The organism is Antarctobacter sediminis (assembly GCF_019218285.1).
In the GTDB taxonomy this organism is placed as follows: domain Bacteria; phylum Pseudomonadota; class Alphaproteobacteria; order Rhodobacterales; family Rhodobacteraceae; genus Antarctobacter; species Antarctobacter sediminis.
Map to the genome: position 1 here is coordinate 216,259 of NZ_JAHUZG010000004.1, position 21,049 is coordinate 237,307.

The window sequence follows — 21,049 nt, forward strand, 5'->3', positions numbered from 1 at the left end:
AGGAAAAAACTTAGCAATCGGTCAAACTATTTGGTAAGATATTTTCAAGCGGCTGAAAGAATTTGTCTTTTGGCACGCCCAAGCGCCCAAATTTCCAGCGAATCATCGAAAATTTCAGCGGTCTGCGGTTTTGCCTCACCGCAAAACGCCCATGGCCGGATCGGTCACAGGGGGTCTGACGGACGGAAAGGCAGGGTCAGGTCAGGCGCGAGGTGCCACCCTTGACCCGGCGAATGGGGATCGAGCTTTCGATTGAGGACACCCCTTCGATCCGCGTCAGTCGCGCGGTCAGAAAGCGTTCGAACTCGTCCAGATCACGGACGGAAACCCGCAAGAGATAGTCCCGGTTGCCGGTCATGAGCCAGCAGTCCACCACCTCCGGGCAGTGTTCGATGGCGCGTTCGAAACTCATCAACCGGCTATCGATCTGGTGTGCCAGCTTGACCGAGACAAAGACATTCAGGGCAAAGCCCAGCTTTCGCTCATCAATGTGAACGCTGTAGCCGGTGATGACCCCCTTGCTTTCAAGGATGCGGATCCGGCGGGAACAGGGCGACGGGGACAGGCCGACCCGTTCACTCAGCACCTGATGCGAGATTCGGGCGTCTGCCTGCAACTCCCGCAGGATGCCCAGGTCGATGTCGTCCAGATCCTGCATGGCGCCACCTTGACGTTTCCCGCTACGTTTTTTCATTTTTTTGGCTGATCCAGCCAAATCCTTCATCCTGATTAGCGTATTTGGCGCATTACTCCAAGGGCGCGCTGCTAGCATCCGTGAAAACGCGGAGGAACCCATGTCCAGACTCGATGCCATCACACCACAGGATCCCGACCCCGAGGAAACGCGCGACTGGTTGGACTCGCTGGAATCCATGGCCAATGCGGATGGCCCCGAACGTGCGCAATACGTGTTGAACCGAGTTCAGGATCATGCCCGCCGATTGGGTGTGACCACCGCGGGCCTGCCATATTCTGCCTATCGCAATACGATTCCGCTGTCGCGTCAGCCCGCCTACCCCGGCGACTTGCAGATGGAGGAACGGCTGATCGCCATCATGCGCTGGAACGCACTGGCCATGGTTGTCCGCGCCAACAAGGCCTATGGCGAACTTGGCGGGCACATCGCCTCTTACGCCTCGGCGGCCGAAATCTTTGAAGTGGGGTTCAACCATTTCTTCCGCGCCAAGACGAAAGAGTTCGGCGGCGACCTTGTCTATTTTCAACCGCATTCCGCCCCGGGCATCTATGCCCGCGCCTATCTTGAGGGCCGTCTGGGCAAAGAGGACATCGCCAATTACAGGCAGGAAGTCCCCGGCAAGGGTCTTTGTTCCTATCCGCACCCTTGGCTGATGGATGAATTCTGGCAGTTGCCCACCGGGTCGATGGGCATCGGCCCGATGTCGGCAATCTATCAGGCGCGGTTCATGCGCTATCTTCAGGCACGCGGCCTTGCCGAAACGCAGGATCGCCATGTCTGGGGCGTCTTCGGCGATGGCGAGATGGACGAACCGGAATCCATCGGCGCGCTGACGCTTGCCGCGCGCGAAGGATTGGACAACCTGACTTTTGTCGTCAACTGCAACCTCCAGCGGCTGGACGGACCGGTGCGCGGCAACGGCCAGATCATCCAGGAACTGGAGTCGCTCTTCATCGGTGCGGGCTGGAATGTCATCAAGGTTCTTTGGGGGTCGGAATGGGACAACCTCTTTGCCCGTGACACCGAAAGCGTTCTACTGCGGCGCTTTGCCGAAACTGTGGACGGCGAATATCAGACGCTTGGCTCGCGCGATGGCGACTACAACCGAGCAAAATTCTTTGACGCGGATCCGGCCACGGCGGCGTTGGTCGCGCATATGTCCGATGACGAGATCCACAAACTGAAGCGCGGCGGGCATGACCTTCGGAAACTCTACGCGGCCTTTGCCTCGGCCAAGTCGCACAAGGGGCGGCCCACCGTCATCCTGACCAAGACAAAAAAGGGCTATGGCATGGGCGGCGCCGGAGAGTCGCGGATGATTGCCCATCAGGCCAAAAAGCTGGACGTCGCGGCGCTGCGCGCCTTCCGCGACCGGTTCGACCTGCCGCTGTCCGACACGTCGGTCGAGGCGCTGGAGTTCTACCACCCCGGCGACAACAGCCCCGAAATCGCCTACCTCAAGGACAGGCGCAACTCGCTTGGCGGCTATCTGCCCCGACGGCCCGGACACGCGGACGCACCTGCCCCGGCGCGGCCCGCGCTGGACAGTTATGCGAAATTTGCCACGCAGGCGGATGGCAAGGAAATGTCGACGACAATGGCGGCGGTTCGGATGATGAGCGGCCTGTTGCGCGACAAGGCCTTTGGCCCGCGCCTTGTGCCCATCGTGGCCGATGAGGCCCGCACCTTTGGCATGGATAACCTGTTCCGGCAGGTCGGCATCTATGCCCCGAACGGTCAGAAATACGAACCCGAAGATGCCGACTCGATGCTCTTTTACAAGGAAAGCGCCGACGGCCAGTTGCTGGAAGAAGGCATCACCGAAGCAGGCGCCATCAGTTCATGGACCGCAGCGGCAACCGCCTATTCGACCCACGGAACCGAAGTTTTGCCGATCTACATCTATTATTCGATGTTCGGCTTTCAGCGCGTCGGCGATCTGATCTGGGCCGCCGCAGACCAACGAGCGCGCGGTTTTCTGTTGGGGGCCACGGCGGGCCGCACCACCTTGTCGGGCGAAGGCCTGCAACATCAGGACGGTTCCAGCCACCTTTCGGCGGCGGCGATCCCGAACTGTCGCGCCTATGACCCCTGCTTTGCCTATGAACTGGCCGTCATCATGGACCACGGCATGACCCGAATGCTGGACGAAAAACGCGACGAGTTCTTCTACGTCACCGTGATGAACGAAAACTACGCCCAGCCAAGCCTGCCCGAGGGTGTGAAGGACGACATCATCAAAGGCATGTACCGACTGCACGGAACGGATGTGGACGGTCCGCGGGTACAGCTTTTGGGTTCGGGCACCATCCTGCGCGAGGTCATCGCGGCAGCGGAGATCCTGGCCGACCATGGCATCGGATGTGACGTCTTTTCGGTCACCTCTTTCAGTGAACTGGCCCGCGATGCCGCCGAGGCAGAACGGCAGGCCCGGATGGGCCGTCGCCGCGACGCCCAGCTTGATAGAATGTTGTCCGGCGATGCGCCGGTGATCGCGGCAAGCGATTACGTCCGCGCGGTGCCCGCGCAAATTGCACCCTACCTCGACCAGCGGATGACCATCCTTGGGACCGACGGGTTTGGCCGCTCTGCCAACCGCCCCTCGCTGCGCCGTTTCTTCGAGGTCGACCGCCAGCACATTGCGCTTGCTGCGATCGAATCCCTCGTGCGCCGGGGCGATCTGGATGCCGACGTCTTGACCCGGGCCATCGCCCGGCTTGGCGTCGATCCCGCTGCCGAAGCGCCGTGGCGCGTGTAAGGACGGCACGAATGAACTCAACGGTCGAAATTCACGTCCCGGACATTGGCGATTTCTCCGATGTCCCGATTATCGAGATTCCGGTGGCCGCAGGCCATACCGTCGCCAAAGACGATACGCTCCTTGTGCTCGAATCCGACAAGGCCACGCTGGACGTCCCCAGCCCGCGCACCGGCCGGATCCGCGAAATCAAGGTTGCCGAGGGCGACCGGGTAAGCCGTGGCAGCCTTATCCTGCTGATGGAAGCCGACGCCAAGGCGACAACGCCCGCCCCCGCGCCGCCGGAAAGGGTTGCAAGCCTTGCCGATGCGCCGCCCGCAACGGCCGCACCGCCCAGCCCCCCTCCGCCCGTATCGGCAGGCGGGAAACCTTCGCACGCCACGCCTTCGGTCCGCAAATTCGCGCGCGAGCTGGGTATCGCCGTCGATCAGGTCAAGGGCACCGGCAGGAATGGCCGCATCACCCGGGTCGATGTGGAAACCCACGTCAAGGCGCGGCTGTCGGAACCGCCCCGCCCCACCACGACTGGCGCGGCGGGGTTTGACCTGCCCGACTGGCCCAAACCCGATTTTGCCGCCTTTGGCCCTGTGGACCGCGAACCGCTGTCCCGGATCGCCCGCATCTCGGGGCCCGGTCTGACCCGCAACGCGATGCTGATCCCCCATGTCTGCAATTTCGACAAGGCAGATGTGACCGAGCTAGACGGCTTTCGGAAACAGCTCAACGCCGAAGCCGGACCAGAGGACGCGCGCCTGACCCTGCTGGCTTTCGCCGTCAAGGCGGTTGTCTCGGCGCTCAAGACCTTTCCAAGGTTCAATGCCTCGCTCGACGGTGAAGAGGTCGTTCTGAAACGCTACTGGAACATCGGCGTCGCTGCGGACACACCTGACGGCCTTGTGGTTCCCGTTGTGAAAGAAGCCGACCGCAAGGGCCTGCGCGACATAGCAACCGAGATGCAGTCGCTTGCCAGTCGGGCGCGACAGGGCAAGTTGCGCAGCGCCGACATGCAGGGCGCAACCTTTACCATCTCGTCGCTGGGCGGTGTGGGCGGAACCGGCTTTACCCCGATCATCAACGCGCCAGAGGTCGCCATCCTTGGCATGACCCGGGCGGACATCGCCCCGGTCTGGCAAGAGGACAGCTTTGCCCCGCGCCTGATCCAGCCGCTCAGCCTCAGCTGGGATCACCGTGTGGTCGACGGGGTGGCTGCGGCGAAATTCCTCCGCCACGTGGCCACGGTGTTGAGCGATTTTCGCAGGCTTTCTGTCTGATCACGCAAAGTCCGTCCTGCCCCACATGACTGCGGGCCGCCCGCCACCGACAGGCGGCCCGTCGGCCTAGGCCCCGCTGTCCGCGCCGATCCCGAAATAGGCAAGGTATTTGTCGATCGCATCGGCAATCACCTCGTCGGGATGCTCCGGTGCGGGCATTCCATAGATATGCGTCCGGATACCGATATAGACGATGCCTCCGTGCAGGTTCCAGATGTCTTCCATGATAGGTTCCCGCGCACCCACAGCCTGCACCGCCGTTTCCGACAGCATCGGCTTGAGAATCACCTGACCAAGATGGTCGAGGTAGCGCCGATTGAGCGCCGCCCCTGCCAACCCCGAGAACATGAAGATCCGCATCCATTCATGTTCAAAGATCAGGGCGCTGTATTCGGTGTAGAACGCCAGCAGCCGGGTCCGCAGCGGCACGCTGCGATCAGTCAGCCGGTCCGGCCAATCCGACGCAAGCCGCCCAAGGTAGACCTTTTCATAAACCGCTTCCAGCAGGTCCTCTTTGGTGGCGAAGTACTTGAAAAGAAGAGATTGCGTCACGCCCAAACGCTTGGCCAACTGGCGCGTGTTTCCCTCCAGCCCGACCTCGGCAAAAAAGCGCACCGCCTCGTTCACGATCTGCTCGCGCCGCTCTTGTGGCGGCAGCCTGCGACGTGTGCCCGCGTCCCGGTCCTGTTCGGTTTCGCTGTCCAATTCCATGTCCCCAAATCACCGCTCTCAGAGCCACTCTACAAATTTTACTTGAAAAGCGCAGCGATTTATAGATCATCTGCTCAACAAAGGTGAGCAAGTGATCACTAGTGCGATCAACACGCTCACGAAGGGAGGACATTACCATGAAGGCATCAGCGGGCGGTTACGCCCGGGCCGTCGACGTTCCGCATGCGCTGGAACTCATGGCCGGGGCAGATGGGGCCGGTCGGTTCCTTGCTGGGGGGCAAAGCCTGATCGCGGCAATGAACATGCGCCTGTCCGAGGGCGACATGCTGATCGACATTTCCCGCATCGCGGAACTGGGCGGTGTGCGCGAAGACGGCGAGCGGCTGTGGATCGGCGCGCTGACGCGACATGCCGAAATCGGGCGCAATCCGCTGATCCGCGCCCATGTGCCTCTGCTTGCCGATGCGGTGCGCCATGTCGCGCATGCGGCGATCCGGAACCGGGGCACCATCGGCGGCGCGCTGGCCCATGCGGACCCGGCGGCTGAATTCCCTGCCTGCATTCTGGCCCTTGGTGCCACGTTGCACACCCGCAGCACGGACGGCGACCGCGAAATCCCGGCCGAGGCATTCTTCGAAGACGTTTTCACCACTGCCCTGGAAGAAGGCGAGATGCTGACCGGCATCTCCATCCCCAAGGCCAAGCCCGGCGAGACGCAGATCATCGAAGAGGTCGCGCGTCGGTCCGGCGATTACGCGTTGACCGGGCTTTGTCTTGTCCGCCGCACCGAAGGTCACCGCCTGACCATCTTTTCCGCCGGTCCGGTGCCCATGCTGGCAAGGGGCGCGATGCAGGCGCTGGACGCAGGCGATGTCGACGCCGCGATCGAGGCGCTGCGCGCCGAAATAGACCCGCCGTCAGACACACAGGCCAGCGGCAGCTATCGCCGTCATCTGGCGGGCGTTCTCTTGCGCCGTGCCGTTTCACGTATCCAGGGAGAAAGCGCATGACACAGGCTTTCCGTGACAGGGTCGACGTCTCACTGACCGTCAATGGCGAACCCGTCGAGGCACGCGTGCCCGCAGGCCAGCACCTGATCGACTTCCTCCGCATCGAATTGGGGCTGACCGGTGCCCATGCCAGTTGTGAGCATGGCGTATGCGGTGCCTGCACCATCCGCGTCGACGGGCAAGCCGTCCGGGGGTGTCTGACGTTGGCCGCACAGCTCGACGGAGCAGAGGTCTGGACTGTCGAAGGGCTGACCGATCAGGGGTCGATTTCCGATCTGCAAGACGCGTTCGTCCTGCGCAACGCGCTGCAATGCGGGTTCTGCACGCCCGGAATGCTGGTCGCCGCCGAGGAGTTGCTGAGCGGCGGCGCCGTTCCCACCCGCGCCGAGATCCGAGAACACCTGTCGGGCAACTATTGCCGCTGCACGGGATACGAGGCCATCGTGGACGTGGTCGAAAACGTGGCAAAGGCCCGCGCCGGAAAGGCTCAGGCATGACCATCGCATTCGGAAACCCCGACCGCCCCAATTCCTACATCGGCAAGACGGTTCCCCGCCCGAACGCAGGCAAACTGGTTCAGGGGCGCGGGCGGTACGTCGATGACATCGTGCTGCCGCGCATGGTGCATGTGGCCTTTGTCCGGTCGCCTTTTGCCCACGCCCGGATCACCGGCGTCGACCTCGAAGAGGCAAGCCGGGTCAAGGGCGTCCTGCGGATCTTTACCGGCGCGGATCTGGCCAAGGTCTGCACGCCATGGGTTGGCGTTCTGGCGCATCTCAAGGGGCTGAAATCCGCCCCCCAACATGCGCTCGCCGTGGATCGCGCCGCATGGGTTGGCGAACCGGTGGTGGCCGTGGTGGCCAGCACGCGCGCCGCAGCCGAAGATGGTGCCGCGCTGGTCGAGGTTGACTACGATCCGCTGGAGGCCGTGACCGACACCATGACCGCGCTGGATGCGGACACTCCCGTCATCCACCCCGAACTGGGCGACAACCTCGCCTTTCAGCGCCTGCACGAAGAGGGCGATGTCGAGGCGGCGATGGCGTCGGCGTATAAGGTGGTTTCGGCCCGGTTCCGCACCGCGCGCCACACCGGCGTCACGCTGGAGCCGCGCTCGATCCTTGTCGACTGGAACCCCGCCGAAGGCCAGATGACCGCCTATCACGCGACCCAGGCTCCGCATATGATCCAGACGGTGCTGGCCAAGCATCTGGACCTGCCCGAGGGCCGGGTGCGGGTGATCTGCGGTGACGTGGGCGGATCTTACGGGATCAAGGTCCATGTCTACCCCGACGAGGTCGCGACGGCGGCAATTTCCAAGGTCATGGGCCGCCCGGTGAAATTCATCGCTGACAGGCTGGAAAGCTTTTCGACCGACATCCACGCCCGCGACCACGAGATCGAGGCGCGTATCGCGGTGGATGCCGAGGGCAGCATCCTTGCCATCGACGTGGACGACTGGACCGGAATCGGCCCCTATTCCGTCTATCCGCGCACTTCGGCCATCGAGGGCAATCAGGTCGTGAACCTCTGCGGCGGGCCTTATGATTTCGCCAACTACCGGGCCAAGACGACGGTGGTGTTCCAGAACAAGTCGCCAACCTGCCAGTACCGCGCCGTGGGCCACCCCATCGCCGTGGCAATCACTGAAGGATTGGTGGACATGGCCGCCGCCGCCATCGGCATGGATCCGGTCGAGATCCGACGCCGCAATATGTATGCCGACGACGCCTATCCGGTGACGTCACCGGCCAAGATGCGCTTTGAGGGGCTGTCGCACCATGCCTCGATGGACAAGCTGCTGGCGATGATGGATTACGACGCGCTGCGCGCCGATCAGGCCGAAGCCCGCAAGAAAGGCAAACATCGCGGCATTGGCATCGCCTCCTTCATCGAACTGACCAACCCGTCGCCTTTCATGTATGGCATTGGCGGTGCACGGATTTCCGCGCAAGACGGCTGTACCGTGCGCATGGATCCGGACGGGTCGATCGTCGCGCTTTCGGGTGTGACCGAACAGGGCCAAGGCACCGAAGCCATGCTCAGCCAGATCGTGGCCGAGGGCGTTGGGGTCAATCCCTCGACCGTGCGGATCATAACCGGCGATACGCAGGTCACGCCCTACGGCGGCGGGACTTGGGCCTCACGCGGGGCGGGCATCGGCGGCGAGGCCGCCTTGCAGGCGGCGCGCGCGCTGCGGCAGTCCATCCTCGAGGTCGCGGCAGCCATGTTGCAGGCCGACGCAGACGCGCTGGACATCCGCGACGGGCAGGTGGTGACGGCGGCAACAGGCGAAGACCGCCTGCCGCTGGAGGAACTGGGCCGCATCGTCTATTTCCGTGGCGATACCCTGCCCAAGGGCCTGCCCCGCGAACTCGTGCAGACCCGGCACTATATCACGATGGACTACCCCTTTGCCTTCACCAATGGCGTGCAGGCCTCATATGTCGAGGTCGACACCGACACCGGGGTGGTTTCGCTGTTGAAACACTGGTGCGTCGAAGATTGCGGGCGGGTCATCAATCCGCAGTTGGTCGACGAACAGATCCGCGGCGGCATCGTGCAGGGGCTGGGCGGCGCGCTGTTCGAGGAAATCCACTATGACAGCGAAGGCCAGTTGCTGAACGGCTCGATGGCGGATTACCTCGTGCCGATGGCGGCCGAGATGCCGGACATGCAAATCGGGCACGTCGAAACCCCCACTGCCGAAAGCGAACTGGGCGCCAAGGGCGCCGGAGAGGCAGGCACCGCCGGGGCCCCCGCCGCCGTGATGAACGCGATCAACGACGCGCTGCGCCCAATGGGGGCGCAGGTAACAGAGATGCCCTTTACCCCCGAACGCATCCTGCGTGCGCTTGGGACTTTGACAGACTGAACCACAAAGGGGCGCGACGGGAGCGCGCCCCGCTCAAGGGAGGAGAAACCAATGACTTTCACGAAACTGGCGACCACCAGCGCGATGGCGATCCTGATGGGCGGCGCAGCGCTTGCCCAGCAAAGCATCACCGTCAACATCGGATCATCGCACCCCGAGGCCAATATCTGGGTCTACGCGATGAAGAACACCTTTCAGCCCGAGGTGAACCGCATCCTCGCCGAAAATGGCGATGAATACACGGTCAACTGGGTCGAAAGCTATGCCGGCACGCTGTACAAATTCACCGACACCCGCGAGGCGGTGATGGATGGCATCGTCGATGTCGGCATGGTGGGTACGGTCTGGGAAGGGGCGAACATGCCGCTTCAGAACGTGACCTATTTCACCCCTTTCGCAACCGAAGACCACCGCATGATCATCGAGATCTTCGATGATCTGTCCCAGAACCTGCCCGAGTTGAAGGACAGTTGGGCCAAGAACGGCATGGTGCACCTGTCCTCGCTTATCACCGACAGCTATGACATCTACGGCACCTTCCCCGTCAACACGATGGCCGACCTGCAAAACCGCAAGCTCAATGCGCCCGGCACCTCGGCCAACTGGCTGCGCGATACAGGGGCAACACCGGTCGATGGCGCGCTGACCACCTATTACACCAACATCCAGACCGGCGTGACCGAAGGCACCCTGTCCTTTGCATCGGGCATCCTGCCGACCCGGGTTTACGAAGTGGCGCCGGAACTGACCCGTGTCGGTATCGGGTCGATGTATTTCGGCGGTATCGCGGCCAACAAGGATTTCTTCGACGGGCTGCCTGCCCCGGTGCAGGATGCTTTCCGTCAGGCGGCGCAGGCCACCTCAAAGGCGCATGGTGACTATGTCGCCGATCTTGCCGCCCGCGCGCTGGACGAAATGCAGGCCGCCGGCCTGACCATCCACCAGCTGTCCGACGAGGAAAAAGCCAAGTGGGTTGCCGGCCTGCCAAACATCATCGAACCTTGGCTGGAACAAACGGGCGACGCGGGCAAAGTTGTGCTCAAGGCCTATTTCGACGCCCTCGAAGAACGTGGCGCCAAGCCGCTGCGCAACTGGGCCGAAGGGCTCTGAGGCGCAGAGCGCGACAGGTTTGACCCCCGTCAGCCCGATCCATGCAGGTCGGGCTGACCCATATCGCAAGGGCAGCAATTCATGAGCGAAGACAGCACCGCCGCACCCGAAGACCAGTTCGTCCCGGCCTTTGCCGCCGCGCCTTTCGGGGCGGTTCTTGGCAGTGCCGCGGCGGCCATGTCGGCCATCGGCACCGCCGCCATCGGCGCGCTCATGCTGCTGATCGTGGCCGATGTCATTGGCCGCAACCTGCTGGACCTGCCGATCACCGGGGTGGCCGAAATCGCCGCCCGCACCGTGGTTGCCATCGTGTTCCTGCAAGTGCCCGCCGCCATTCTGCAACGGCGCCTGACGCGCGCCGATTTCCTTGTCAGGCGCATCGGCAAATCCTCTCCGGCGACGGTATCAATCCTCGAAGCGCTGTTCTGCCTTGCCGGGGCGGTGGTTTTTGCGCTGATCGTCTGGGCCTCGTGGCCCAAGCTCGTCTCGGCCTGGGGATCGTCGGAATTCTTCGGGGTACAGGGCATCTGGACCATCCCCACATGGCCCTTCCGCGGCATCACCGTGCTGGGCGCGGCCATTGCCGCGCTGGCCGCCCTGTACCGCGCGGGTCAGGAACTCAAAGCAATGAAGGATGAGAAATGACCACGCTTACCATAGGTTTCATCCTGATTGCCGTTCTGATCGCCCTTGTCCTTTTGGGGATGCAGATCGCCTATGCGCTGTTTTCCGTGGCCTTCGTGGGCATCTGGATCATCCGCGACAACATCGGGCTTGCCTTCCGGATGCTGGAGTTGACCGCCTATTCAGGTATTGCCGACTATCTCTTTGCCACCATCCCGCTCTTTGTGCTGATGGGGTTGTTGGTCAGCGTGTCAAACGTGGGGCGCGATACCTTTGCCGTGGCAGAGGAACTGCTGCGCCGCATGATCTGCGGGCTTGGCGTGGCCACCGTCGCGGCCAACACGATCTTTGCCGCCGTCACAGGGGTGTCCATCGCCTCCGCCGCCGTCTTTACCCGTGTTGCCGTGCCCGAGATGACGCGCCACGGCTATCGCCCCGCCTTTTCGGCGGGCACCGTGGCAGGGTCTTCGGTGCTGGGCATGTTGATCCCGCCCAGCCTGCTGCTGATCATCTACGGCGTTCTGGCAGAGGTTTCGATCGGCGGCATGTTTATTGCCGGCATCATTCCGGGCATGCTGCTGGCCGGCGGCTTTGTCGTCATGCTGATCGGCCTGACCATCGTCGCGCCCGGATTCGTCCTCAGCGATCCCGAAAGCACCCGCGCCCGGCGGCAGGACCGCGAATTCACGCCCATGCCGCTGGGCGAGATGATCCGCAAGCTGATCCCGATCATCGCGCTGGTGATCCTTGTGCTGGGCGGCCTTTACACTGGCTTTTTCACCCCGACCGAGGCCGGTGGCATCGGGGCCTTTGGCGCGCTGATGGTCGCCCTCTCGCGCCGCAGCCTTGACCGGCACAAGCTGTGGCAGGTGATGAAACAGACTGGCGTGATTTCGGTTTCGATCCTGCTGTTGCTGATCGCCGCGTCCTTTTATTCGCGCATGTTGGCCATCGCAGGCCTGCCCAACGCAATTTCGGGCCTGGTTCTGCAATCCGGTTTTGGCCCGCTGGGGTTCATGTTCTTCTATGCTGCCATCATCCTGCTGATGGGCATGATCCTCGACAGCACGTCGATCCTGCTGATCATGGTGCCCATCGCGGCCCCGATTGCGCAGGGCATGGGGATCGACCTGATGCACTTTGGCATCGTGACGGTGATCGCGGTGGAAATCGGCCTGTTGACACCGCCATTCGGGATCTCGGTCTTTACCGTCCACAACACGCTCAACGACCCGGATGTTTCCGTCGAACAAATCTTTGGTGCCACCCTGCCGTTTATCGCGGTGATGATGCTGGTGCTGATCACGGTCGCGCTGGTTCCGGCAACGGTGACCGTCTTTCTTTAGGCTTGTGGCGCGCGCGGCGCCCTGACTGGTTCCCTCGCAGGATTCCCTGCGTATACTGCGAGGGAGCCAACAAGAAAAACAGCCATGCAGGTCATTCTCCACACTGGTGCCCATTGCACCGACGAAGACCGCCTTCTGAAAGGTCTCTTGCGCAATGCCGAGGCCTGGCGGCACGAAGGCGTGGCCATTCCCGGCCCTTCCAAATACCGCAGCCTCCTGACGGAGGCCCTGAACAAGCTGCGCGGTGGCATGCCGGAACCGGGCACCCGTGACCTGCTTCTGGATGCGATCCTGCAAGAGGATTCCGAACAGACCTCACGGCTGGTCCTGTCGAACGACAATTTCTTTTCGGTGCCCCGCCTGATGTTCCAGAACGGCTATCTCTATCACCGGGCCGAAGAACGGCTAGCCACGCTGGTACGGGCCTTCGAGGGCGATGAAGTCCAGCTTTTCATGGGATTGCGCGATCCGGCCAGCTTTTTGCCCGCGGCCTATGCCGCCACGCCGCATGACGATTTCGCCGCCTTCATGGAGGGCGTGGACCCGATGCGCTTTCGCTGGTCCGACCTGATCCGCCGCATTCGTGGCGCGGTGCCCGACATGCCCATCGTGCTCTGGTGCAACGAGGATACGCCGTTTCTATGGGGGCAGATCCTGCGCGAAATGGCGGGGATCAAACTCAGCCGCAAGATCACCGGCGCCTTCGACCTTTATTCGCGCATCATCTCACGCGAGGGAATGATGCGCTTTCGCGCCTTTCTCAAGGAAAACCCCAACGTCAACGAAAGCCAGAAGCGCCGCGTGATGATGGCCTTCCTAGACAAATACGCGCTGGACGAGGCGATGGAAGAGGAACTGGACCTGCCCGGGTGGGACGGCCCCTATGTCGACATGCTGACCGAGCTTTACGAGGACGACCTTGAGGTGATCGCGGGCATTCCGCGGGTGCGCCTGCTGACGCCCTGAACCGATGCCCGCCCGGGCCCGCCTATTCCGGCAGGGGCGCGCCAAAGGCCGGCAGACTGTCCAGCGCCAGTTTCAACGCGTCGCTCCAGCCTTGGCTGATTGTCTGGAAATAGGGATCGTCCAGCTCGATCCGCCCGGTATCCCCCCGCACCAGACTGTCTGACCGGTAGAGGTGATAGTCGAACGGCGCGCCGACGGTCAGGTTGGCCTTGACCGTGCTGTCAAAGCTGACCAGCAACAGCTTGATCGCGTCGTTAAAGCTCAGGTCAGGGTCATAGGCGCGCACAAGGATCGGACGGCCGTATTTGATCTCGCCGATCTGGAAAAACGGCGTATCGGGACCGGCTTCGATGAAATTGCCCTCGGGGTAGATCAGGAACAGCCGTGGCGGTCCGCCGGCGATCTGCCCGCCCAGCAACAGCGTTGCGTTGAACACTGCATCGGCGCGCTGGCCGCTGTCGGCGTTGCGCGCGATCACGTCGCGCAGCGTATCCGCCACCAGGCAGGCAACCTGATACATCGACGCTGCCTCAAAGATCGACGGGTTCCGCTGCGCGTGAGCCTTGACGCGTTCGTCCAACTCGCTGACCACGGCCTGCGTGGTGGCAAGGTTGCCCGCGCTCAGCAGGGTGATGACGCGATCGCCCTCGGCCTCCCAGATCTTCATCTTTCCGAAGGTCGAGATATTGTCGAGACCGGCGTTGGTGCGGGTGTCGGACATAAAGACCAACCCCTTGTTCAACATCATCCCCACGCAATAGGTCATTCCGCGTCCCTTTCCCCGGAGTCACCGCGCCTTCTAGGGGCAGCAGAGGGTCTTGGGCAAGAGCCAGCCGCGCCGCTATTGCTGCGCCACCTCGATTTCCACGTCCAGCGTTTCCGTGGTGCCACCGTTGCGGGTGCCCCGGACCGGCGCGGCATCGTGGTAATCCATGCCCGTCGCCACGCGGACATAGCGTTGATCCGGCGAAATGCAGTTGGAACAGTCAAACCCGACCCAGCCCAGCCCCTGCACGTGCGCCTCGGCCCAGGCGTGCATGGCGTCCTGTTCGGTGGTGTGGTCCAGCATCAGGTATCCCGACACGTAGCGCGCCGGCATCCCCATCTCACGCGCGCAGGCGATAAAGACATGCGCATGATCCTGACAGACGCCGCGTCCCTCGGTCAGGGCGTCCTCGGCGGTCCAGTCGGGTTGCGACGACCCGACTTCGTAGCGCACCGCCTCGGCCACGGCCGCCATCAGCGCATGGGCGCGCTCCAGTTCGGTTTCGCCGCCAAGGCCACGGATCAGCGCGCGGACGCCCTGCCCCGCCTTGGTCTGTGGCGTCACCCGCCGGTACAGCCACAGCGGCACCGGCCCGACATGCCTGCCAAGGACGCCATGATTGTCGGCCACTTCAACCTCACCCTCGCAGGTGATGACCAGTTCCTGTGTCCCGCGCTCGATCTCGATCAGGTTGACGGTGTTCTGGTGGTGATCGGTATAGGTCAGGTCCAGCTTGCCGCCGGTCACCGTGGTGTCCCAGCGCAGCACGTTCTGGCCATAGCTGGATTTGGGCGTCTTGCGCAGTTGTTGCAGGCCAAAACTGACCGGGTCATCGAAACGATAGCGGGTGGTATGGCGGATGTTCAGGTTCATCGGGGCCTCGGGGCGGTCATTCATAGAACCGGTAGTCGATCTCGATCTGCTGGCCGAGATCCGACAACAGCAGCAACATCTTCTGGATGTACTCATGCAGCCCGTAGTCAAAGACCGCGTCGATGTCGAAGCTCAGGTAAGCGCGTTCGATATGGTCGATCTTGGCGTAAGAGGGCGCGCGATCCTTGTAGTCGGACCCAAGATAGCCAAGGTTGTCGCGCAGTTTATGCGCGCAGAACGCCAGCGAACGCGGCATCCGCCGGTTGAGGATCAGGAACTGCGCAATGTCGCGCGGTTCGGTCGAAGCGCCGTATTCCATCCGGTAGCCCCCAGTGCCCGAAACCGACCGCAGGATCGTTTCCCACTGCACGTTGTCAAGCGAGGTGCCCACCGCCGTGACCGAGGGCAGCAGCACGTAGTATTTCACGTCGATGATCCGGGCCGTGTTGTCGGCCCGTTCCAGAAAGGTGCCGATGCGGGCGAAATCATAGATGTCATTGCGCAGCATGGTGCCATGGGTCGCCCCGCGCACCAGCCCGGTGCGCTGGCGGATCATGCCCAGAACCTGCGGCAGGTCGCGTTCGCTGACCTTGCGCGCCAGCCCTTCCTTGACACGCATATAGGTGCCGTTCATCGCCTCCCAGACCTCGCCGGTCAGGGCGGTGCGCACCATGCGCGCGTTCAGGCGCGCCTGTTCCACGCAGGACAGCACCGAAGAGGCATTGTCCCGCGACCGCAGCATCCAGTCGATGGCCGCATCCTTGGTCACCGTGTCATGATGCGCCCGGTAGCCATCCAGCGCGCCGGCGGTCTGAAGCACCGAACACCATTCCTCGTCCGAGGATCGCAGCCGCGTCAGCGCGATACGCTGGCCGGTTTCGATCAGGCGGGCGGTGTTCTCGGCGCGCTCCAGCGCGCGGTACATCCAGAACAGCCCGTTTGCAGTCTTGCCCAGCATCGCCCGTCAGTCCTCCAGCACCCAGGTGTCCTTGGTGCCCCCGCCCTGCGAAGAGTTCACCACCAGTGATCCTTTCTTCAGCGCCACACGGGTCAACCCGCCCGGCGTGATGTTGATCCCCTTGGGGCTGACCATCACGAAAGGCCGCAGGTCCACGTGGCGCGGGCTTAGCCCTGCGCGGGTAAAAATCGGCACAGTCGACAGGCTCAGCGTTGGCTGGGCGATGTAGTTTCCGGGCTTCGCTTCCAGCTTTTTGCGGAATTCAGCGATGTCCTTGCGCGTCGCGGTCGGGCCGATCAACATGCCATAGCCACCGGAACCGTGCACCTCTTTGACGACCAGTTCGTGCAGGTTGTCCAGCACATAGGCCAGCGAGTCCTTGTCCGAACAGCGCCATGTCGGCACGTTTTCCAGCAACGGGCGTTCGCCGGTGTAGAACTCGACGATTTCCGGCATGTAGCTGTAAATCGCCTTGTCGTCGGCAATCCCGGTGCCCGGGGCATTGGCAATGGTCAGGCGGCCCGAGCGGTAGACATCCATGATCCCCGGCACGCCCAGCGCACTGTCGGGATTGAACGTCAGCGGATCGAGGTATTCATCATCCACCCGCCGATACAGCACGTCGATCGGCTGATAGCCCAGCGTCGTGCGCATGCACAGCCGCCCGTCCTGCACCCGCAGATCATGGCCCTCGACCAGTTCGATGCCCATTTCATCCGCAAGGAAGCTGTGTTCGAAATAGGCCGAGTTGTAGATGCCCGGCGTCAGGATGCCGACGGTGGGCTTGCGGCCCAGCCCTTCGGGCGCGCAGGCCGCCAGCGAATTATAGAGATCCGTGGGATAGGTCGAAACCGGCTGTACCCGGTTCTCCGAGAACAGTTCGGGGAACATCTGCAACATGGTTTCGCGGTTTTCCAGCATATAGCTGACACCGGAAGGCGTGCGGGCATTGTCTTCGAGCACATAGAATTCATCCGGCCCGGTCCGCACAAGGTCGATCCCGACGATATGGGTATAGACCCCGCCCGGCGGCCGCATACCGATCATTTCCGGCAGAAAGGCCACATTGCGCGAGATCATGTGCTCGGGCAGGCGGCCTGCCTTCACGATCTCCTGGCCGTGGTAGATGTCATAAAGAAAGGCGTTGATCGCCCGCACCCGCTGTTCGATGCCGCGCGACAGTTTCTGCCATTCGCGGCCCGAGATGATGCGCGGGATAATGTCGAAGGGGATCAGCCGTTCCTCGGCCTCGGCCCGGCCATAGACGTTGAAGGTGATCCCGGTCAGCCGGAACAGTTCCTCGGCTTCGCGCTGCTTGGCCCGCAGATGTTTGGGGTCTTCACCCTCGAACCACGAATTGAAAGGCTGATACGGTGCGCGAAGCGCGTCTCCGGTGCCCCACATCTCGTCGAAATAGACCTGATCGTTCATGCCCGCGCGATCCACCCCTCACTGCTTTGTAACAACCACGCTAACGGGCCGTGACGTGGCATGCAACGAATGTGAAAGCACGAAGCGATTGACTCGCAACCGGTTTGCCCAATTTTCGGGCAGGGGCGGACGGCAGGCCGTGCCGCCCCGGTCCGTCAGATGGTCAGCCCATGCCCAGCGCGGACTTGTACATCTCCAGCACCGCCTCTTCCTCGGCGATGTCGTCGGCGTCGCGCTTGCGCAGGGCGATCACCTTGCGCATGACCTTGGTGTCGTAACCGCGGCCCTTGGCCTCCGCCATGACTTCCTTGATCTGTTCGGCGACTTCCTTCTTTTCCTCTTCGAGCCGCTCGACGCGCTCTATAAACTGCTTCAACTCGCCCGCGGCGACGCCGTAGCTGTCGGATGATGTGTCCTGCATGTCTGCCTCTTCAACCTCGTGGCCGTTATCGCCCTTCGATACCCCAGGCCCGTGTCCGCCATCAAGAGCATGCAGGCGGGGGCTTGCGCGGGCAGGCAGGCTTGCGCTAGGCGCTGCCTCGGATGTTTTTCGGAGGAAGTAAGCGATGGCGGGACTGATCTGGGGCGGTGCGGCGGTCTCGATTGCGGGACTTCTTGGTCTGGTCTGGTGCATCGTCAAGGTCTGGCGCGCGCGCCGTGCCAACCTCAGCGATGAGGAATTGCGCGAGGTGGTGCGCAAAGTGGTGCCGCTCAACATGGGTGCCCTGTTCCTGTCGGTGATCGGCCTGATGACCGTCATTCTGGGCATCTTTCTGGCGGGCTGAACACCGCTCTGCCGCAGGCGCCCCCTCTCTGATCAAGAGGGCAAGGGGCGAACAGACGCCCCCCGGGATGACCTGCATAGCTCAGGCAACGCGCGTTGGTCTCAGCTTTCCTTTACCGATGGGTCGCAATCTGGCCCGCGATCGATCACTGAAAACCGGATCACATGGCCCCCGGGCCACCCGTGATGCGCGCAATGAGGGGGCAAAAGCCCCCGATGGGCCGGGGCCTGGCAATCCCGGAAATCCGATCCGTTTCGGCGGCCGCCGTTTTCAGCCCTTTTCACAGGGACAGCACCCTTCCCCGCCCGGCCCTGGTGGCCGCTGGCGGGCGTTGGTGCGTGCACTGCCCTACAGGGGCATATTACAGGGGCATATTGTCGAAACCGTCCTCGACCTCGTCGTCGTGATGCGCCTCGACCATTTCACGCGCCCATGCGGGCACCTCTTCGCCGACGCCGTCCAGACCCAGCACCGCCTGTTCGAGATGATCCAGCAATTCGGTGCGGGCGTCGCCGCTGGCGGTTTCCAATTCGTGGCGCAGGCTGTCCAGCCGCGCGTGCAGTTCCTTCGACATTCCCCGTCCTCCTGTTCAATGTGTCCCGCGCGGCGGCTCAGACTTCGGCCGCGCAATCCTTGCACAGCGGCGCTTCGGGCACCGTCTCCAGCCGCTTGGCGGAAATCTCTTGGCCGCAACGGGTGCAGATCCCGTATTCACCCCGCGCCATGCGCTTCAGCGCCGACTGGATGCGGGCGATCTCGGCCTGACCGCTTTCGCCCAGCCGTTCCAGCACCTCTTCGCCCTCGCGCTCGATTGCCTGATCTTCCCAATCTTTCGAATGTGGCGATTCCAGCGCCTCTTCGATTCCATCCAGCCGCAGCCCCAAGGCGCGCAGCCGTTCCAGCAAGACCCGTTTCTGAGCGTGATGCGACATGGCCATCCCCTTTTCGAAAGTTGCCCTACCCTGTCAAACCGTCGCAGCGGCGGCCTTGATGCAAGTCAACTGCACCTTCGCTCTTGAAACACATTCACGTTTATGTATATGATTTGGGAAATCTCTTGGAGGGAACCGTTATGAAACCCGAAGTGACCGCATTTTTCGACGATGCCACGAACACCATTTCCTACGTGGTGCGCGACCCGAACGGCACCTCCTGTGCCGTGATCGACAGCGTGCTGGACTTCGACTATGCGTCGGGCCGCACTGACACGAAATCCGCCGACGCCGTGATCGCCTTCGTCAAGGAGAAGGGCTATACCGTCGAGTGGCTGCTGGAAACCCATGTCCACGCCGACCACCTCTCGGCCGCGCCCTATATTCAGGAACGTCTTGGCGGAAAGATCGGCATCGGCGACCGTATCAAGATCGTGCAGGATACCTTTGGCAAGGTCTTTAACGAAGGCACCGAGTTCCAGCGCGACGGGTCGCAATTCGACCAGCTGTTTCAGGAAGGCGACTCGATCCACATCGGCCAGATGCGCGGTGACGTGCTGCACACGCCGGGCCATACACCCGCCTGCCTGACCTATGTCATCGGCGATGCGGCCTTTGTCGGCGACACGCTGTTCATGCCCGATTTCGGCACCGCGCGCTGTGACTTCCCCGGCGGTTCGTCCGAAACGCTGTTCGACTCGGTGCAAAAGATCCTTGCCCTCCCAGACGAAACCCGGATCTTTGTCGGCCATGACTACAAGGCACCGGGCCGCGATGAATATGCCTGGGAAACCACTGTTGGCGAACAGAAAACCAAGAACGTCCACGTGGGTGAAGGCAAGTCCAAAGAGCAGTTCGTCGAAATGCGCGACACCCGCGACGCGACTCTGGCCATGCCCAAGCTCATCATCCCCTCGTTGCAGGTGAACATGCGCGCCGGCCAGATGCCGCCCGCCGACGAAAAGGGCGATGTCTTTCTCAAGGTTCCGGTGAACAAGCTCTGATCTGACACATAACCCTGCGGGTCTGCCGATCCGCAGGGCCGAATTTCCGGCGAGAGATCTTCCCCTTGCGAACCGGGACTCGCCACGACCGAAAGGAAACACATTCATGCCTATCGACTGGATCTGGGGGCTGATCGGCGGGTTGCTGATTGGCACCGGAGGCGCCGTCTACCTTCTTGGGAACGGCCGCATCATGGGCGCCAGCGGGATCATCGGCGGACTTGTCGACGGGTCCGGCTGGTCCACCGCGATCGAGCGCATCGTCTTTCTTGCGGGCGTCGCCCTGTTGCCGATGCTGCTGATGCCCTTCTACCGCGAAGTGGACACCCATATTACCCAGAACTACGCCGTGCTGGCCGCAGCCGGAGTGTTGGTGGGTGTCGGCACCCGGCTGGCCAATGGCTGCACCTCCGGGCATGGCGTCTGCGGCATGTCCCGCCTGTCGGTGCGCGGCATCGTCGCCACGGTCTGCTATATCCTCGCCGGCGGCATTGGCGTGGTCATCTTCCGTCACCTGCTGGGAGTGATCTGACATGGCAAAACTTCTTGTCGCCTTTCTGGCAGGCGGCCTGTTTGGGGCCGGGCTGTTCATCTCGGGCATGACCGACACCACCAAGGTGCAGGGCTGGCTGGACGTGTTTGGCGCATGGGACCCGACGCTGGCCTTCGTGATGGGCGGGGCCATGATCCCCATGGCGATTGCCTGGCTGATCCGTCGCCGCCGGACCACCGCGCTGACCGGAGGGGCCTTGCCGCCCGCCCCGTCGACGGAAATCGACAGCAAGCTGATCGTCGGATCGGTCATGTTCGGCATTGGCTGGGGCCTTGTCGGGCTGTGCCCGGGGCCGTCGATCGCCTCGCTCAGCTATGGCGGGCCGTCGCTCTATGTCTTTCTGGCGACCATGATTGGCGGAATGTTGATCGCACCTGTGCTGCGCGCACGACTGGACAGGGCCGTTCCGGCGGAATAA

Annotated in this window: 22 protein-coding genes; 13 read left to right on the forward strand and 9 right to left on the reverse strand. The window is 62.7% G+C overall.

Annotated elements, in window-relative coordinates; genetic code table 11:
• Positions 1-196 precede the first annotated feature (196 nt).
• Positions 197-658 carry an Lrp/AsnC family transcriptional regulator gene (locus KJP30_RS20300; protein WP_218451191.1) on the reverse strand — a complete coding sequence of 154 codons (462 nt, stop codon included), beginning with the start codon at positions 656-658 and terminating at the stop codon, positions 197-199.
• 136 nt (positions 659-794) lie between these two features.
• Between KJP30_RS20300 and mdeB the strand changes: the two genes are divergently transcribed.
• Positions 795-3,455 carry an alpha-ketoglutarate dehydrogenase gene (gene mdeB, locus KJP30_RS20305; RefSeq protein WP_218451192.1) on the forward strand — a complete coding sequence of 887 codons (2,661 nt, stop codon included), beginning with the start codon at positions 795-797 and terminating at the stop codon, positions 3,453-3,455.
• A gap of 11 nt (positions 3,456-3,466) precedes the next feature.
• Complete coding sequence (locus KJP30_RS20310) at positions 3,467-4,726, forward strand: 2-oxo acid dehydrogenase subunit E2 (protein ID WP_218451193.1); 1,260 nt, start codon at positions 3,467-3,469, stop codon at positions 4,724-4,726.
• Positions 4,727-4,792: 66 nt separating this feature from the next.
• Here the strand turns inward: KJP30_RS20310 and KJP30_RS20315 are convergent, their stop codons facing one another.
• Entirely contained in the window at positions 4,793-5,437 is a 645-nt protein-coding gene (locus tag KJP30_RS20315; RefSeq protein ID WP_246594657.1) for a TetR/AcrR family transcriptional regulator, read from the reverse strand.
• Positions 5,438-5,574: 137 nt separating this feature from the next.
• Between KJP30_RS20315 and KJP30_RS20320 the strand changes: the two genes are divergently transcribed.
• The 7 genes from KJP30_RS20320 to KJP30_RS20350 all read left to right on the forward strand — a co-directional run bounded on the left by KJP30_RS20320 (position 5,575) and on the right by KJP30_RS20350 (position 13,329).
• Positions 5,575-6,408, forward strand: a complete 834-nt coding sequence (locus KJP30_RS20320; RefSeq protein ID WP_218451194.1) for an FAD binding domain-containing protein — start codon at positions 5,575-5,577, stop codon at positions 6,406-6,408.
• Complete coding sequence (locus KJP30_RS20325; protein WP_218451195.1) at positions 6,405-6,905, forward strand: (2Fe-2S)-binding protein; 501 nt, start codon at positions 6,405-6,407, stop codon at positions 6,903-6,905. The genes KJP30_RS20320 and KJP30_RS20325 overlap by 4 nt, the downstream gene beginning before the upstream one ends.
• Entirely contained in the window at positions 6,902-9,283 is a 2,382-nt protein-coding gene (locus tag KJP30_RS20330) for a xanthine dehydrogenase family protein molybdopterin-binding subunit (RefSeq protein ID WP_218451196.1), read from the forward strand. The genes KJP30_RS20325 and KJP30_RS20330 overlap by 4 nt, the downstream gene beginning before the upstream one ends.
• A gap of 51 nt (positions 9,284-9,334) precedes the next feature.
• A complete protein-coding gene (locus KJP30_RS20335) occupies positions 9,335-10,393 on the forward strand; it encodes a C4-dicarboxylate TRAP transporter substrate-binding protein (protein ID WP_218451197.1) in 1,059 nt (352 codons plus the stop codon).
• Positions 10,394-10,474: 81 nt separating this feature from the next.
• Positions 10,475-11,038, forward strand: a complete 564-nt coding sequence (locus tag KJP30_RS20340) for a TRAP transporter small permease subunit (protein WP_218451198.1) — start codon at positions 10,475-10,477, stop codon at positions 11,036-11,038.
• Complete coding sequence (locus KJP30_RS20345; RefSeq protein ID WP_218451199.1) at positions 11,035-12,363, forward strand: TRAP transporter large permease; 1,329 nt, start codon at positions 11,035-11,037, stop codon at positions 12,361-12,363. The genes KJP30_RS20340 and KJP30_RS20345 overlap by 4 nt, the downstream gene beginning before the upstream one ends.
• A gap of 84 nt (positions 12,364-12,447) precedes the next feature.
• Complete coding sequence (locus KJP30_RS20350; RefSeq protein ID WP_218451200.1) at positions 12,448-13,329, forward strand: hypothetical protein; 882 nt, start codon at positions 12,448-12,450, stop codon at positions 13,327-13,329.
• A 22-nt stretch (positions 13,330-13,351) separates the two neighbouring features.
• Here KJP30_RS20350 and KJP30_RS20355 read toward each other — a convergent pair whose 3' ends face one another.
• From KJP30_RS20355 to KJP30_RS20375, 5 genes are all read right to left on the reverse strand, one after another.
• Positions 13,352-14,095 (reverse strand): proteasome-type protease, encoded by a 744-nt coding sequence (locus KJP30_RS20355; RefSeq protein WP_218451201.1) that lies wholly within the window; start codon positions 14,093-14,095, stop codon positions 13,352-13,354.
• Positions 14,096-14,170: 75 nt separating this feature from the next.
• Positions 14,171-14,968, reverse strand: coding sequence for a transglutaminase family protein (locus KJP30_RS20360; RefSeq protein ID WP_218451232.1), 798 nt, complete (start codon positions 14,966-14,968; stop codon positions 14,171-14,173).
• Positions 14,969-14,984: 16 nt separating this feature from the next.
• Positions 14,985-15,926, reverse strand: coding sequence for an alpha-E domain-containing protein (locus tag KJP30_RS20365; protein ID WP_218451202.1), 942 nt, complete (start codon positions 15,924-15,926; stop codon positions 14,985-14,987).
• Positions 15,927-15,932: 6 nt separating this feature from the next.
• Positions 15,933-17,357, reverse strand: a complete 1,425-nt coding sequence (locus KJP30_RS20370; protein ID WP_218451203.1) for a circularly permuted type 2 ATP-grasp protein — start codon at positions 17,355-17,357, stop codon at positions 15,933-15,935.
• Positions 17,358-17,520: 163 nt separating this feature from the next.
• Positions 17,521-17,778 carry a DUF2312 domain-containing protein gene (locus KJP30_RS20375; protein WP_218451204.1) on the reverse strand — a complete coding sequence of 86 codons (258 nt, stop codon included), beginning with the start codon at positions 17,776-17,778 and terminating at the stop codon, positions 17,521-17,523.
• Between the two features lie 145 nt (positions 17,779-17,923).
• Here KJP30_RS20375 and KJP30_RS20380 point away from each other — a divergent pair, with 145 nt between their 5' ends.
• Positions 17,924-18,142: a hypothetical protein gene (locus tag KJP30_RS20380; RefSeq protein WP_218451205.1), complete on the forward strand. Its 219-nt coding sequence runs from the start codon at positions 17,924-17,926 to the stop codon at positions 18,140-18,142.
• A gap of 361 nt (positions 18,143-18,503) precedes the next feature.
• Here the strand turns inward: KJP30_RS20380 and KJP30_RS20385 are convergent, their stop codons facing one another.
• Complete coding sequence (locus KJP30_RS20385; RefSeq protein ID WP_218451206.1) at positions 18,504-18,716, reverse strand: hypothetical protein; 213 nt, start codon at positions 18,714-18,716, stop codon at positions 18,504-18,506.
• Positions 18,717-18,753: 37 nt separating this feature from the next.
• Entirely contained in the window at positions 18,754-19,074 is a 321-nt protein-coding gene (locus KJP30_RS20390) for a TraR/DksA family transcriptional regulator (protein ID WP_218451207.1), read from the reverse strand.
• A gap of 140 nt (positions 19,075-19,214) precedes the next feature.
• Between KJP30_RS20390 and KJP30_RS20395 the strand changes: the two genes are divergently transcribed.
• The 3 genes from KJP30_RS20395 (at position 19,215) to KJP30_RS20405 (ending at position 21,049) form a co-directional block, all read left to right on the forward strand.
• Positions 19,215-20,078 (forward strand): MBL fold metallo-hydrolase, encoded by an 864-nt coding sequence (locus KJP30_RS20395; RefSeq protein ID WP_218451208.1) that lies wholly within the window; start codon positions 19,215-19,217, stop codon positions 20,076-20,078.
• Positions 20,079-20,184: 106 nt separating this feature from the next.
• Positions 20,185-20,610: a YeeE/YedE family protein gene (locus tag KJP30_RS20400; protein WP_218451209.1), complete on the forward strand. Its 426-nt coding sequence runs from the start codon at positions 20,185-20,187 to the stop codon at positions 20,608-20,610.
• A gap of 1 nt (position 20,611) precedes the next feature.
• Positions 20,612-21,049 (forward strand): DUF6691 family protein, encoded by a 438-nt coding sequence (locus KJP30_RS20405; RefSeq protein ID WP_218451210.1) that lies wholly within the window; start codon positions 20,612-20,614, stop codon positions 21,047-21,049.

Bases quoted from the DNA above. Each gene is read 5' to 3' on its own strand.
- KJP30_RS20370 (WP_218451203.1), bottom strand. From the start codon at position 17,357: ATGAACGATCAGGTCTATTTCGACGAGATGTGGGGCACCGGAGACGCG.
- KJP30_RS20350 (WP_218451200.1), top strand. From the start codon at position 12,448: ATGCAGGTCATTCTCCACACTGGTGCCCATTGCACCGACGAAGACCGC.
- KJP30_RS20300 (WP_218451191.1), bottom strand. From the start codon at position 658: ATGCAGGATCTGGACGACATCGACCTGGGCATCCTGCGGGAGTTGCAG.
- KJP30_RS20405 (WP_218451210.1), top strand. From the start codon at position 20,612: ATGGCAAAACTTCTTGTCGCCTTTCTGGCAGGCGGCCTGTTTGGGGCC.
- KJP30_RS20340 (WP_218451198.1), top strand. From the start codon at position 10,475: ATGAGCGAAGACAGCACCGCCGCACCCGAAGACCAGTTCGTCCCGGCC.
- KJP30_RS20365 (WP_218451202.1), bottom strand. From the start codon at position 15,926: ATGCTGGGCAAGACTGCAAACGGGCTGTTCTGGATGTACCGCGCGCTG.
- KJP30_RS20325 (WP_218451195.1), top strand. From the start codon at position 6,405: ATGACACAGGCTTTCCGTGACAGGGTCGACGTCTCACTGACCGTCAAT.
- KJP30_RS20390 (WP_218451207.1), bottom strand. From the start codon at position 19,074: ATGTCGCATCACGCTCAGAAACGGGTCTTGCTGGAACGGCTGCGCGCC.
- KJP30_RS20375 (WP_218451204.1), bottom strand. From the start codon at position 17,778: ATGCAGGACACATCATCCGACAGCTACGGCGTCGCCGCGGGCGAGTTG.
- KJP30_RS20315 (WP_246594657.1), bottom strand. From the start codon at position 5,437: ATGGAATTGGACAGCGAAACCGAACAGGACCGGGACGCGGGCACACGT.
- KJP30_RS20395 (WP_218451208.1), top strand. From the start codon at position 19,215: ATGAAACCCGAAGTGACCGCATTTTTCGACGATGCCACGAACACCATT.
- mdeB (WP_218451192.1), top strand. From the start codon at position 795: ATGTCCAGACTCGATGCCATCACACCACAGGATCCCGACCCCGAGGAA.
- KJP30_RS20310 (WP_218451193.1), top strand. From the start codon at position 3,467: ATGAACTCAACGGTCGAAATTCACGTCCCGGACATTGGCGATTTCTCC.
- KJP30_RS20330 (WP_218451196.1), top strand. From the start codon at position 6,902: ATGACCATCGCATTCGGAAACCCCGACCGCCCCAATTCCTACATCGGC.
- KJP30_RS20320 (WP_218451194.1), top strand. From the start codon at position 5,575: ATGAAGGCATCAGCGGGCGGTTACGCCCGGGCCGTCGACGTTCCGCAT.
- KJP30_RS20335 (WP_218451197.1), top strand. From the start codon at position 9,335: ATGACTTTCACGAAACTGGCGACCACCAGCGCGATGGCGATCCTGATG.
- KJP30_RS20380 (WP_218451205.1), top strand. From the start codon at position 17,924: ATGGCGGGACTGATCTGGGGCGGTGCGGCGGTCTCGATTGCGGGACTT.
- KJP30_RS20385 (WP_218451206.1), bottom strand. From the start codon at position 18,716: ATGTCGAAGGAACTGCACGCGCGGCTGGACAGCCTGCGCCACGAATTG.
- KJP30_RS20345 (WP_218451199.1), top strand. From the start codon at position 11,035: ATGACCACGCTTACCATAGGTTTCATCCTGATTGCCGTTCTGATCGCC.
- KJP30_RS20355 (WP_218451201.1), bottom strand. From the start codon at position 14,095: ATGACCTATTGCGTGGGGATGATGTTGAACAAGGGGTTGGTCTTTATG.
- KJP30_RS20400 (WP_218451209.1), top strand. From the start codon at position 20,185: ATGCCTATCGACTGGATCTGGGGGCTGATCGGCGGGTTGCTGATTGGC.
- KJP30_RS20360 (WP_218451232.1), bottom strand. From the start codon at position 14,968: ATGAACCTGAACATCCGCCATACCACCCGCTATCGTTTCGATGACCCG.